Source organism: Roseateles sp. (assembly GCF_031397715.1).
GTDB lineage: Bacteria > Pseudomonadota > Gammaproteobacteria > Burkholderiales > Burkholderiaceae_C > Paucibacter_A.
Window position 1 is genome coordinate 1 of sequence record NZ_JANNMI010000190.1, and the last position, 13,595, is coordinate 13,595.

A 13,595-nucleotide genomic window follows, 5' to 3' on the forward strand; every position below is an offset into this window, starting at 1 on the left:
ACCGAGACTTGGACGAGCTCAGCGGCCATTGGCAGGCCGAGAGGGTGTTTACACCGACCCTGCCGCGCGAGCGGGCGCTGGAGCTGATGGCGAACTGGGAGCGGGCGGTGCGGCAGGCTTGTACGCGCTGACAACCAGCCTCAGGCCGCTATCAACCAGCCGGTGATGGCACTGCGCTCGCCCTGAGCAAACGGCGCCACGTAGGACACAAAATGCGTTTGCGGAACGCGGAACAAGGCGAGCGAATTGAAGTGCGGAAAGTAGCTTTCGGTGACGCTGCCGTCGGCTGCCGTGAAGTGCAGCAGACCGCCCCAGTCGGCACGCCATTGGTGGGTCAAATTGATCACATAGGCGAGTCGCCGGCCTTCGGTGTCGACATGGTCATCATGGATCAGCAAGAAATTCCCGCGCGTGTACATGGTCGCTTGTGCGTAGACCCGGTTGATGTCGGTGACGCCGGTGATGAGTCGAATCTTGGCCATGAACTCTTCATCGGCCATCCAACGCATGAAGCGCGCCAGCAAATGGGTCTCGCCCCGCTGGGCGGCTGCCACCATGGAATCGGTGCAGAAGGAGAACTGAAACTTCTCGCGCGCCAGCGCATGGATGCCTGCGGCCAAGTCGGTGCGTTGCTCCGCGTTCAGGCCGCGCAATTGCGCGCCGCTCAAGACCTTGTCGCCACTGCCGTCACGGTAGGTCAAGGCCCAGTCGATCTCATCAATCGCTCGGCTCAGCGCCTCGATCACGGCAGGCTCAAAAAAATTGCGAATCAACACTCGGCCGTCGCGCTGAAACGCTAGGCCCAGTTGCTCGACATTGAGCTTGGGATTGATGTATTGCATGGCTTTGTCTACCCATCAAAAAAACAGGGCAGGCCAGCCGGCCTGCCCCGATCGTCTAGAGCCTATGCATCAGAACTTGTAGTTCGCCCGCACGTAATAGGTCCGCCCCTTGACGTCGGCATAGGTGGGATCAAAACCGACTTGGAAGTAATCTTCCTGCACCGTCACAGGCGGCTTCTGATCCGTCAAATTGCGGATACCAACGGTGAAGGCCATGTTCTTGATGCCCTTGTATTGGCCTTGCAAGTCCCACAGGCCATAGGCGTCAACGGTTCTGACCTTGTCATAGTCCTCGTAGCTGCTCTGGCGGAAGTAGCGCACCCCAGCGCCCCAGTTGGTGCTGTCCCAGTCCAGCGTCAAGACTTGCTTGAACTTCACCACCGGGCCGCCTTGGTCATATTTGCCAAGCTTGTCTTCCAAGACGCCGCTGACCACATTGGTTTTGTCGCTCTTGGTCAGCAACGTGGCATCCCAGCCCGGCGTGAAGTTGCCATAGTCGGTACGAATGCGATACCTGGCAGTGAAGTCAAAGCCCGAGATACGCTGCTCGCCGAGGTTCTCCAGCGATGCGTTGACATAGTCCAGGAAGCCTTGCGCGTTCTTGACCAGTCGATTCGAGAAAACCGAGCTGCTGGTGGTCGGGCCGGTTTGGTTTTTGAACCAATCCTTCATGATGTCGTCGCCCGTCAGCGAGTCGATGCCGTCGGTGATCTTGATGTCGAAATAGTCCACGCCCATGGACAACTCTTTCATCGGTTCAAACACCACGCCGAGGGTGAAGGTCTGCGATTTCTCCGGCTTCAAATTGGGGTTGCTGTTGTTGATGGCCGTCAGCTGCGTATCGCAGTTATTCGGATTGGGCTTGTTCTTGCAGCCGACGATGGCGTCATAGAAGGGGTCGTTGAAGTTACCGGCCAGATTGGTGCCGGCCGACGGCGCGTACAGATTGTCCAGCGCCGGGGCGCGGAAGCCCTTGCCCACCGAGCCGCGCAGCAGCAGGCTCTTCATTGGTGTCCAGCGGATGCTCGCCTTCGGGCTGGTGGCGTCCATGTCCGGCGATTCAAACTTGCCATCACGCGACTCGCCGCTGGCGCCGTTGTAGCGGTCATGACGCACCGCCAAATTCAGCTCCACGTCTTTGATGACCGGCAAATTCAACTCGGCAAAGAAGCCCTGCGTGTCACGCTCGCCCTTGACCTTGCCGGCATTGCCGGAGCCGCCGACGATGTCACCTGAGCCGGCAATTTCGGAGTAACCGTCCAGATATTTCTCTTGACGCAAATCGACACCAAAGGCCAGTGCGGCATTGCCGCCGGACATGGCGAACAACTCACGTGACATCGAGAAGTCAAAGCCCGTGGTGGTGGTCTCGGAGTTGCGGTTTTCGCCCGACAGTTCGGCTCCTTTCAGCAAGGCCAGGCCGGCTGCGTCATTCGGTCCGAAGGGGTTCACATTGCCGGTCTTCAGCGCCGTAACCAACTTGGTGTCGGAGAAATTCCCCGACAAGAAGGTCTCAATCGCCGTCGACTTGGCCTGCATCAAACCGGCCTTGTAATCGAAGCCGACCAGCGTGCCTTCGGCGCCGACCAGGAAGCGGGTCATGTCGTTGGTGGTCTTGGTCAAACGCTGACCACCGTCAACGATACGCCAAGCAATCACCAAGTCACCGCGATAGCCGGGTTGAGCGGCTTCCACGGCGGCTGTCGGGTAGTACTTGCCGCCGGCCGGGTAGAGGTAATCGGGGCGGCCGGTGGTGCTGGACGGGGTCTGCGACGAGCCGAAGGTGATTTCGTTCTTTGAATAGGCGAATTCGCCGAACAGCTGGTGGTCGTTGCTGACCTGCAGCGTGCCGCGCGCCAGGGCACCCATGCGCTCGGACTCGGGCACGATGTCGATCTTGGCGGTGTAGTCGTAGCGGCAGTTGGCGCCACCTGGGAAGCTGTCCGGCGGAGCGCATTTGGGGAAGCCGGAGACGCCCGGCACAAAGTTGCCTTCGTCATTGGTGTAGGTATTGGCCGGGAAAGTATTGCCCGAGGACTTGACCACGCCGATGTCGGGGCGATTGCCGGTCTTGGCGAAATCACGGTCGGCCGCGCGGATGACGTCGTACTTTTGGTAACTCAGCGTGCCCAAGATGTTGAACTTGTCGGCCGCCAGGTCACCGAAACCGATGCCGCCCTGCAGGCCAGTCACTTTGCCGCCCTTGTCCTGAGGCGATTCATACGAGGCGGTGATCTCGCCACCGCGGAAGTCTTTGCGGGTAATGAAGTTGATCACGCCGCTGATGGCGTCGGAGCCATAGGTGGCCGAAGCGCCATCGCGCAGCACTTCAATACGGTCGATCGCGGCCAAGGGAATGGCATTCAGGTCGACCCCTTGACCGGCAAAGGGGTAGGGCGTCAGGCGGCGGCCGTTCAGCAGTACCAGGGTGCGCTCACGGCCCAAGCCGCGCAAAGAGGCGCCGGTCTGGCCGGTTGCATTGGAGTCACCGATCGACTCGCCGAGTGAGCGCCCGCCGCCGTTGTTCGAGCTCAGCCGGTCTACCAACTCCTGCACATTCGAAGCGCCGGACCGGTCAATCGAGTCGCGGGTGATGACCGTGACGGGCACCGAAGTCTCGGCGTCAATCCGCTTGATCGATGAACCTGTGATGGCGACCCGCTCAAGGGTCTGTTGCGCCAATGCCGCGCTGCCGACCAAGGTCAAGCCGCTTGCGTAAACCAGTGCCAAGGCACTGCATAGCCGAGTTCGTTTCAACATCAAACACTCCAATCGATGGTGGTTAGCTGTGTAGAGCGTGGGCAAACTCGGTTGTATTCAACCCAGCCGCCGTCAAATTTCCGAACCGTAAAGTCCGGTACGCTCATTCTTCAGCCGCATGCCCCACTCTGAGCACCGGGGCAAACCCTTCGAGTTGCCTTTTCGCATCGCCATCGCAAGAGCAATGACTTTAGGCACTCGGTACGAATATCTGTTTGTGCAAAGGCTTGGTGTTTCAGGCGGCTTTGAGCCCGTGAACGCGATGCCATTCGGCGATCACGCCGACCATGGAAGCCAACTCGGCGTTCAAGGCCGCCAGCGTGGCCGCAATCAGAGCGTCATCGCCCGCAGTGCCTGCCGCGCTCTCCAGTGCGGCAGCCCGCTCGGCCAGGCTCAGCAGGCCGAGGTTACCGGCCAGGCCCTTGAGCCGATGGGCGGCGCTGCACAGCGCCTGCTGGCCGATGACCTGCGCGGCCTCGAACAGGTCTTGATGCTGGGCATATTGCTTGGCAAACGTGCCCAGCAGCTTGGCCAGCAGTTCCTGCCGACCGGCACAGCGCGTCAGCGCCGCGGCGAAGTCGGTGCCCGGCACTATGGGCCATTCGGCGGCGGGCTTGCTAGCCACGACGGCCGCAGCGACCGGGTTCTCGACCAGCGGCTTGACCACGCTGCGCCGCGCCATGCCCTCGGCCTGCGCCAGCAGCACCCGGAGCAGCTCGGCCTGGTCAATCGGCTTGCTGATATGCGCCACCATGCCGGCGGCCAGGCAGCGCCGGCGTTCCTCGGGCAGCGCATGGGCGGTCAGTGCGAGTACCTTGAGTCTGGGGGCTAACTGGTGTATCAGGCGGGTGGCCTCGTAGCCGTCCATAGCGGGCATTTGCACATCCATCAGGACCAAGTCGAAGGCGCTGGGCCCGGCTTCCCGCAGGCGCTGCAAGGCCTGCGCGCCGCCGTCGGCGGCCACCACGTCGGCGCCTAGCGCTGCCAACATGTCCTGCAGGATCTCGCGGTTGATGTCCACATCGTCGGTGATCAGCATCCGCAGGCCGCGCAGTGGCTGCGCGTCGGTAGCGCCCGCCGGCGCGGGCAGTGCCACCGGGCCGGCCTGCAACAAGGGCAAGTCCAGGGTAAAGCAAGACCCGCCCCCCGCCTCGCTGCTGACACTGATGCTGCCGCCCATCGCTGCGGCCAATTGGCTGCTGATGCTCAACCCCAGGCCGGTGCCGCCGAACTTGCGCGTGGTCGACGAGTCGGCTTGCTCGAAGGCAGTGAACACGCGCGCTTGCTGCTCGATTGAGAGCCCGACGCCGGTATCGCTGACGCCAAACAGCAGCCGCCCGTGCTGTTGTTCAACGCTCAGCGTGACGCGGCCCTTGTCGGTGAACTTGATCGCGTTGGACAAGAGGTTGACCAGAATCTGCGTCGCCCGCAGCGTGTCCAGCAGCACCCAGTCTTGCGTGGCCTTGTACTCGATGCGCAGGCGCAGATGCTTGGCCTCGGCACGCTCGGACACCAGCTCCAGCACTTCCTTGACCAGATGGCTGAGGTTGCAGGGCAGGTTCTCGATGTCCAGTTTGCCGCTCTCGACCTTGGCGTAGTCGAGGATGTCATTGATGACGCCCAGCAGATGGCGGCCCGAACGGACGATGCGCTCAAACCCGCTGCGCGCAGCGACCGGATCGGCGCTGCGGCCTATGCCCAGCTGCGCCAGGCCCAGCACGGCGTTCAGCGGCGTGCGGATTTCATGACTCATATTGGCCAGAAAATCACTCTTCGCCAGCGCCAGCCGCTCGGCCTCGTCCTTGGCCTGGCTGAGTTCGCGCTGCAGTCGCTTCAAAGAGCTGACCTCGGTGCCGAGATTGAGCACGGCGACCGGCCGCTCCTGCGCGTCCAACAGCGGCACCGTGGTGATCAAGTAGTCATTGGCGCCGGCTTTCAACCCGCCGATCTGGCGTTCGACGGTGAGGCTGCCGGCGCCGGCCATCAGGCGGGCGTCGATGTCGGCAATCTCGGCCGCCACATTGGCGGGGAAGATGTCGCGTGCCGTCGCCCCCAACACAGCTTGCCGCTGGGTCGCTGTGGCGCGCTCGAAGCTGCGGTTGACCAGTGTGTAGCGGCCTTGCAGGTCACGGATGCTGAGGGTGATGGGCAAGGCCTCGATGATGTTCTGCATCAGCAGCTTCTCGGCCTCCAGCTCGGCCGTGCGCTCAAGCACCTCGTCCTCCAGCAGGGTGCGGCTGACCCGTAACTCGGTCTCGGCGCGCACCCGGGCGGTGATGTCATGGCCGAACACGACCACGCAGGATTCCTCGCCCAGCGTCAGGCGTTCCATCTTGATGGTCCACCAAATCGGCACCCCGTCCAGCCGCTTGGACTGCCACTCAAAGTACTGCGCGCCCTGTTCGACCGTGCGGTGCACGTATTGCATCAGCATGTGCTTGGAATAGGGCTCGCCGGGGCAGATCAGGTTGACGTCCAACTCGGCCGCGCGCGTGCAGCCGTAAGCCAGCAGGGTTTGCGCGTTAGCAAAGCGCAGCGCGCCGCTGTCGCCCTCAAGAATTTGTATGCTGGTGATCGAGTTGTCGAGCAGGAAGCGTAGGCGCTCCTCGCTGTCACGCAGATCCTGCGCCGCCAATTGCTGCGCGCGCACGGTGTCGGCCAGCAGGCGGCGTGAACTTTCCAAGGACGAGGTGACATCCCAGAACAAGCTGCTGTAGCGCACCACCAGCCAGCCCAGTATCAGGCTGGTGAAAATGTAGACGACGAGATGCGCGACCGAGGCTGCAGCATTGCTGCCGATGACGGCGGCAAAGGCTTTGTGGCCGGCGATCCACCCCTGCGCTTCGAGCTGCCATAGCGTCAGATAGCCGAGCACGACCATGCCGGTGGCCAATTTTGCAGACCCGGTCCCGACCATCAAACCAATCACCACCAGCAGCGCCATGACGACGATCAGGCCGGGCGCGTGCACACCCAGGCCGTTCAGAACCGCCGTCCCGAACAGCACCAAGATGGCGGCCCAACTGAAAAACGCCGCCGCGACCCGCGCGCCATAAAAGCGCGCCACACCCAGTGCGCTCAAGGACAGCAGCCAAACGCAGGCCGCGGTGCGCATCTGGGTCAGGCGGGCGAGCCAGGTTTGGTCCGTTTGAAGGGCCGTGATGAGCAGGTGTGTCGTGGCGGCCAACATCATCAAGCACAACAGCAGATAGGCGCCGCGGCCAATCTGCGCAACTAACTTGTTATTCAAATCACCCTGGCTTTGATAGCGCGGGTCGGCATGTGGGCCCGTGGCGGTTTCAATGGCCTCGTCAATCGCACCATCCATCGGCTGCTCCTCAGGGCCCGCGCTGCTCAGCCGTGTTGATTCAGTTTATGAATCACTCGACCAAGGAACTGCTCGACCTCCTGGCTCTGGTCCAGCGAGCGCATCACCTTGGCGGCTTGCTTTTTGATGATGCTGCTGAGGAAGTTCTCTTGGTCGTCGGTCAAGCCCAGCTTGACGAAGCTGAGCTCAACCTCCTCGGTCAGCTCCTCGAAGGCGCGCAGAATCTCCATCCGCTGAGTCTGGTTGCTGGCCGAGATATCCGTCAAGGCGCCGCGCGTCATGCTGACCAGATGCCGCACATCGGCCAAATCGCGGGCCGCCAATTCGGTGTCCAGTGCTGCCACCCGCACGATCGCACCTTCGACCAGCATTGCCACATTGTCGATCGCGCGCCCCATGCGCTCCGACTCGCTGCGCTCCATCTCGGTGCCGCCGCGGTCCATGCGCAGATTGCGCACAAACAGCACCACCGAGCCATAGGTGAAGCCGGTGTGTGGGCCCAGGGGGCGGATCCGTTGGCCCTCTTTCTGGTTGACCAAATGGTCAAGGATGGAATTCTCCAAGGCGCTGCAGGGGCCGCGGCCGTTGCTGGAGAGCCGCTCGCTGCCGCCCTGAATGCGCACGCAGCCTTCCAGGTTGTACCGATGCAAGGCATCAAAGGTCGCCTGCGCCACATCCGCATAGCTGGCGCAAGCGCCGAGCTGGCGCTGAAACTCCAGCACCACGCCGGCCTCGCCCATCATGTCGGCGGTGGACAGCACCGCGTTCATGGTTTCTTCGAGCTGCCCGCTCAGTTCGAGCTGCTTGGCGCGGTGGCTCAGCACCAGGCCGATCTTGGCGATCAACTCGCCGGCATCGAAAGGTTTGACCAGATAGTCGGCACCGCCGGCCGCATAGCCCTGCAAGCGCTCCTCGATGCTGGTGCGGGCCGAATGAAAAATCACCGGAATTTCGGCACTGGCAGCGTTGGCCTTCAGTTGCCGGCAGGTTGCATAGCCATCCAGCCCGGGCATTTCGACGTCCAGCACAATCAAATCAAAGGTCTCGGCCGCACAGCGCGCCAGCGCCTCGGCGCCGCTGGTGACGCTGCTGATCGTGAAGTCGGCCTCCAGCGTGGCTTCAAGCATTTGCAGCGTTAGCTCATCGTCATCGACGAGCAAAACTTTGGATGGCAGTGACATATTTTTTTTCCCTTAAAGCACTCGTCAAGCAAGTTCACGAGCAAGACCTCGGCCCGCAAAGCAGGCTTGATTGAACCAGCATTTCGGACCGCCGCATAGGCTTGATTGGCGGTGGTTAAAAGCCCAGTTGCTGCCCTAATCCTGCCAGGGTGGCCAGGCCGAGCGAGGCAAAGATCAACGCCGCCACGCCATGCACCAGGCGCACCGGGATGCGCCCGGCCATCTTGTCACCCAACAACACCGCCGGCACATTGGCGATCATCATGCCGAGCGTGGTGCCGGCAACGACCGCCACGAAGGCATTGAACTGCGCCGCCAGCGCCACCGTGGCGATCTGTGTTTTGTCGCCCATCTCGGCCATGAAGAAGGCCACGACGGTGGTGCCGAACACTCCCAACTTCAGTTTGCCGCCGCCTTCGACTTCTTCGTCGATCTTGTCCGGGATCAGCGTCCATGCCGCCATGGCCAAAAATCCTAAGCCCAAGACCCAGCGCATCGTGATGGGGCTGACTTGGGTGGTGATCCAAGCGCCCAAGGCGCCGGCAAACGCATGGTTGGCGACGGTGGCGACCAGAATGCCCAGGCAGATTGGCAGCGGTTTGCGAAAGCGCGCTGCCAGCAAAAAGGCCAAGAGCTGGGTTTTGTCGCCGATTTCGGCCAGGGCGACGATGCCGGTGGAGATGAGAAATGCTTCCAAAATGCTTTTTCAAAAAATGGGACTACAGGGAGTTGCCGCAAGTTGGCGGCGATCAGGGCCAGATTCTCGGCGCGAATCAAGGCCGCCCGCGAAAACGGTTGGCCCTATGAAGCCTCCGGCTCGGCCGGGCCGACGATGGGCAGCCAGACCTTGAAACAACTGCCCATGCCCGCTTGAGATTCGACCTCGATCCGCCCGCCGTGCCGCTTCACAATCGAAAACGACAGCGACAAGCCCAGACCCGTGCCTTTCCCGACCGGCTTGGTGGTGTAGAACGGCTCGAATATTCGCCGCATCACCGCCTCACTCATGCCCGTGCCGCTGTCCCGCACGCTGACGCAGACCCACTCACCCTCTTGCCGGGTGCTCAAGGTAATGACGCCGCGCTCGCTGATCGCATGCGCCGCATTGACGATCAAGTTCATGAACACCTGGTTGAGTTGGGCTGCGCGGCAATGCACCCTGGGCAATGGGCCAAATTGCTTGATGACCTCGGCCTTGTACTTGACCTCGTTCATCACGACATTGAGCGTCGATTCGAGGCCGGCGTTGAGGTCCGCATCCTGCCAGTCGGTTTGGTCGACGCGCGAAAAGTCTTTCAGGTCCTGCACAATTTTCTTGACTCGGTCCAGGCCTTCTTCGCTTTCATTCAGCAATTGCGGCAAATCTTCGACCAAAAAGTCCATGTCCAAGTCGGCGCGCAGGCCGTCAATGCCCGCCTGCTTGGCAGCATCTGGATTGCTGCGGTGGCTGCTTTCGTAATGCTCGACCAACTGGAACAGCTGCCCCACATAGCGCCGCAAAGTGGCCAGGTTGGAACTGACAAAACCGATCGGGTTGTTGATCTCGTGCGCAACACCGGCCGCCAGTTGGCCGATGGAGGCCATTTTCTCGCTCTGCAAGAGCTGGTTTTGTGCCTCCTCCAAGCGCGCGTTGGTTTCCTTGATGCGCTCGAAATTGCCCTTCAGCTCGCCCTCGACTCTTTTGACCTCGGTGCGGTCCTGCAGCAGCCACCAAGTGCCGGCCGCAGGGTTGGCCGGATCCGCCACGTACGCGATCATCTGCACCCAGATGAGGTTGCCCTTGCGGGTACGCATTTCCATCTCATGCTGCAAGGACTCGCCCCGCGACAGCACGGGATAGGCGATCCGCCCGAGCTCCTCGTAAGCGTTTGAATCGACGAAAAATTCGACTGAGGGCAGACCCAGCGGCGCTTCATCGCCGAGTTCAAACATCTCGGCAAAATGGCGGTTGCTGCGGCTGATGGATTGGTTTGCGGTGGTGATGATGCCGACCGAGGCGTTCTCCAAGAAGGCCTCAAGTTCCTTGTGCTTGCCCTGCAGCTCCATCGTTCGGTCGGTGACCAGGCGCTCCAGCTCGCGCCGATGGGTGGCCAGCTCTTCCTCGGCAAGGCGCCTGCTGGTCACGTCTTGCAGGGTTTCAATGGCGCCCATGATTTGGCCCTGCGCATCCATCAGCGGTGCGGCGGTCAGGAACAGCCAGCGCCCCTGCGCGCCCATGTGCGGGAAGAAACGTTCGACTTCGAACGCACCCGGCAGCAGTTGCGAGGTCAGTTCACGCGCATCTTGCAGCTCATCATCGGCGGCCTCGCTGAGACTCCCCCGGCTCAGAATCAGGTCGGCCAACAAGGGCCGCTTTTCCTTGTAAAAGGCTTGCCAAGCTTCGCGCTCGCCCAGCATCAGATCGCTCATTGGAATGCCGGTCAGCTGGCTGCAAGCGGCATTCCAATGCGTGACGCGGTGCTCGGCATCCAGCACAAACGTGGCCACCGGGTTGTTCTCGATGATCTGATGCAAGACGCGGCTGAGATCGAGCAGGCTGCTCTGCACATGGCGCATGTCGCTGAGGTCCTGGAAGGTCATCACCACCAGCAGACCGCAACCCTCCAGCGCGACCGCCTTGGCATTCAGTTCGAGGTAGCGCAGGGAACCGCTGGCGGTCATTGCCTCGGCCTCAGCGGCGGGCAACTCGCCCGTTTCATGCAGGGCGCGCAGTCCATAGTCGCGCAATGCCTGGCGCGTCTGCGGGCTCGCCCAGGCATCGAACTGCATGCTTTGCAGGGCCGCGAGCTCGTAGCCCAAGAGGCGCAGCAGGGCGGCGTTGGCGTGCAGAATGCGGTCGCCGGCGTGTACCAGGATTGGCGCGCCGACCGCGTTCAAGGCCGCAAAGAAGTAACTCGGCAATGCGGGGCTCACAGAATCACCTCGCCCGGATCTTCCAGCAGGATCGACCCGTCCGTATCCCAGACGACTTTGGTGATGCCGGGTTCCAGGCGCTCCAGCCGGCGCAATTCCAAATCCTGCGCGCTGAGCTGGCCTTGTTGCAGCCGCACCAAGTCGGCGAGGCGGCGATTCTCGAGGTCGAGCTCGCGAATGCGCAGCACTTGGCTCAGGCTGCACAGCAGGTCATGGTCATTCCACGGTTTGGAGATGAAACGCATGATGCCGGCCTCATTGATCGCGGCCATCAGCCCGTTCAGATCGGCGTAGCCCGACAACACGATGCGCGCACAGTCGGGCTGCAGCTGGCGCAGGTGCTTCAGGAACTCCACCCCGCTCATCTGCGGCATGCGGTAGTCAGAGATCACCAACGAGAAGTCGAGCTCATGCGCGCACTGCAGCGCCGCCGCCGGGTCGGTGAAGGTCTCCAGCGCCACATCCGGCAGCCCCAATCTGAGCAGCCGCTGGAGCGCGCGCAAAATATGCGGTTCATCGTCGACAAGCAATATTCGAGTGGCCATGATGTGTCCTGCAGGCTGCATTGAGGTGTCGCGACAGAGTTTCAAACCGACGGTTTCGGCATGGCGGCTTTGGTCAGCAAGACATAGAGCGGCAATTTGACGTTTTCACGGCGCGCAAACTCGCTCACTTGCCGAACCACCCGCGCGTCGAAAACATAGCCCGCCGCCAGCAGCAACGCGCCTTTTGGGCTGGTCAGGTCGCGCGACAGGACCATGCCCTCCTCAAGTTCACTTGAGACAATGAGTCGGTCGTTGGCGGCTGCGGCTTGCGTCTCCTTGAGCGCACTCATGCACGCTTCGACCACCTCGATGCCGTAGCGAGTGCCGGCCCCGCCTCGAATCATGGCCAGGGCTTCGTCGGCCGAGTAGCGGCGCTCGGCCACTCGGCCGCTTTGCATCGCAAAGTAATCGGCCGCAACCGCCAGTGCTTGCGCGCCCAGGCTGAAGTCTTTGCCGCCGAGGCCGTCCGGGAAACCGTTGCCGTCCAAACGCTCGTGCTGGGCACGCACGAACTTGGCAGCGCGCTGCAACTGCGCCAGCGGCATCAGCGCCGCCTCGGCATTGAGCGGATGTTTGCGAAAAATCTGCTGCTCTTCGCCGCGCAGCAGCGACACCGGTTTGTGCAGCAAGCCGTCTGGAAAGCCTAACTTGCCCACTTCATGCAGCAGGCCGGCAATGTGGACATCCTGCTCGGTCGCGTCGCCGAGCTTGAGTTGGTGAGCAATGCTTTTGGCCAGCGTTGCAACTTGGCGGGAGTAGCCGGCCATGCTGCCATCGCGCAACTCCATCAAGCCGGCAAACACATTGATCGAGAGCAGAAAGTTCTTCTGCAGTTCGGCGAATGCGTTCTCCAGCATGCCATTGACCTGCGCCAACTCCTGGGTGCGGGCCGTGACACGGGCCTCCAGGCCCGTATTGAGCGTTTGGAGTGCTTGATTCTGCCCAAGAATCAACGCGTGCAAGCGCTTGTTCTCCTGTTCCAAGCGCTTGCGTCTGAGGCCGTCTTGTACGGCCAGCAACATGCCTTGGTCTTCCCAGGGTTTGGCGATGTAGCGGTGAATTTCGCCCCGGTTGATGGCCGCGATGGTGGCATTGATGTCGGCATAGCCGGTCAACAAGAAACGCACCGTATCGGGCCAGTGCAGCCGCACTTGCTCCAGAAATTGAGCCCCGTCCATCTCGGGCATGCGCATATCGGAGATCACCAGATCGACCTCCTCTTGCTCAAGCAAGCGCAGCCCGGCCGACCCGCTTTCGGCGGTCAATACCTTGCAACCAAGCGGCCGCAGCAGGCGCCGCAAGGAACTGAGAATGGCCGGCTCATCGTCAACGATGAGCAGTACGGCCGGCGCTTCGGCCGGCGCCGCTGGCATAGGGCAGGTGTTCATAACGCAGCGCCTTTCTTGTGAAGGCTGGGGAGTCGCGCGCCGCTGACAAAACAAGCCCAAGCCACCGTGGATAGCAAATGCTTCATGCTTCAAGCTCGGGCCGAACGAGGGGGATCGTGATCTTGAAGCTAGTGCCCGTGCCGAGCGTCGACTTCACCTCGATATGGCCGTTGTGTTTTTGAATGATTCCGTAAGACAGCGACAAACCCAAGCCGGTGCCCTGGCCCACCGGCTTGGTGGTGAAGAAGGGGTCAAAAATACGCGGCAAAACATCCGCGGGAATACCGCCGCCGTTGTCTTCGACCTCCAACCACGCCCACGCTTCATCACAACCCGTGCGCACGGTAATCTTGCCGCGCGCGGGTCCCATCGCCTGGGCCGCATTGACGACCAAATTCAGCACCACCTGATTGATTTGCGAACCAACGCACTGCACTTCGGGCAGCGCGCCGAACTCCTTCACCACCTCGGCTTTGTATTTGACTTCGCTATTCACCAAATTAAGCGTTGAGGATGGCCTGAACAACCCAGCCTGAAGTTTGCTATCGAATTCAAACCGGCCGGCGTTGCGGAAGCCACACCCGTCAGCCGGCAAACATCACGGGTTCCGGCCATATTTGAGCGTCCGCCCACCCCTT

At 61.7% G+C, this 13,595-nt stretch carries 9 protein-coding genes; all 9 read right to left on the reverse strand.

Going from position 1 to position 13,595, the window contains the following annotated elements:
* Window positions 1-140 precede the first annotated feature (140 nt).
* Complete coding sequence (locus RMO57_RS08080; protein ID WP_310385682.1) at window positions 141-842, reverse strand: 2OG-Fe(II) oxygenase; 702 nt, start codon at window positions 840-842, stop codon at window positions 141-143.
* 69 nt (window positions 843-911) lie between these two features.
* Window positions 912-3,602: a TonB-dependent receptor gene (locus RMO57_RS08085; RefSeq protein WP_310385685.1), complete on the reverse strand. Its 2,691-nt coding sequence runs from the start codon at window positions 3,600-3,602 to the stop codon at window positions 912-914.
* A gap of 235 nt (window positions 3,603-3,837) precedes the next feature.
* Complete coding sequence (locus tag RMO57_RS08090) at window positions 3,838-6,930, reverse strand: ATP-binding protein (RefSeq protein WP_310385686.1); 3,093 nt, start codon at window positions 6,928-6,930, stop codon at window positions 3,838-3,840.
* Window positions 6,931-6,956: 26 nt separating this feature from the next.
* A complete protein-coding gene (locus RMO57_RS08095) occupies window positions 6,957-8,111 on the reverse strand; it encodes a response regulator (protein ID WP_310385687.1) in 1,155 nt (384 codons plus the stop codon).
* Between the two features lie 115 nt (window positions 8,112-8,226).
* On the reverse strand, window positions 8,227-8,808 hold the full coding sequence (locus RMO57_RS08100) for a TMEM165/GDT1 family protein (RefSeq protein ID WP_310385688.1): 582 nt from the start codon (window positions 8,806-8,808) through the stop codon (window positions 8,227-8,229).
* A 104-nt stretch (window positions 8,809-8,912) separates the two neighbouring features.
* Window positions 8,913-11,024, reverse strand: a complete 2,112-nt coding sequence (locus RMO57_RS08105; RefSeq protein WP_310385689.1) for a PAS domain S-box protein — start codon at window positions 11,022-11,024, stop codon at window positions 8,913-8,915.
* Window positions 11,021-11,569, reverse strand: a complete 549-nt coding sequence (locus tag RMO57_RS08110) for a response regulator (protein WP_310385690.1) — start codon at window positions 11,567-11,569, stop codon at window positions 11,021-11,023. Before RMO57_RS08110 ends, RMO57_RS08105 begins: the two co-directional genes overlap by 4 nt.
* A 41-nt stretch (window positions 11,570-11,610) precedes the next feature.
* The gene (locus tag RMO57_RS08115) at window positions 11,611-12,957 is read right to left on the reverse strand and encodes an HD domain-containing phosphohydrolase (protein WP_310385691.1); all 1,347 of its coding nucleotides are present in this window, start codon (window positions 12,955-12,957) and stop codon (window positions 11,611-11,613) included.
* 82 nt (window positions 12,958-13,039) lie between these two features.
* Complete coding sequence (locus RMO57_RS08120; protein ID WP_310385692.1) at window positions 13,040-13,552, reverse strand: sensor histidine kinase; 513 nt, start codon at window positions 13,550-13,552, stop codon at window positions 13,040-13,042.
* Window positions 13,553-13,595: the final 43 nt, after the last annotated feature.

Bases quoted from the DNA above. Each gene is read 5' to 3' on its own strand.
- RMO57_RS08095 (WP_310385687.1), bottom strand. From the start codon at position 8,111: ATGTCACTGCCATCCAAAGTTTTGCTCGTCGATGACGATGAGCTAACG.
- RMO57_RS08115 (WP_310385691.1), bottom strand. From the start codon at position 12,957: ATGAACACCTGCCCTATGCCAGCGGCGCCGGCCGAAGCGCCGGCCGTA.
- RMO57_RS08085 (WP_310385685.1), bottom strand. From the start codon at position 3,602: ATGTTGAAACGAACTCGGCTATGCAGTGCCTTGGCACTGGTTTACGCA.
- RMO57_RS08080 (WP_310385682.1), bottom strand. From the start codon at position 842: ATGCAATACATCAATCCCAAGCTCAATGTCGAGCAACTGGGCCTAGCG.
- RMO57_RS08090 (WP_310385686.1), bottom strand. From the start codon at position 6,930: ATGGATGGTGCGATTGACGAGGCCATTGAAACCGCCACGGGCCCACAT.
- RMO57_RS08110 (WP_310385690.1), bottom strand. From the start codon at position 11,569: ATGGCCACTCGAATATTGCTTGTCGACGATGAACCGCATATTTTGCGC.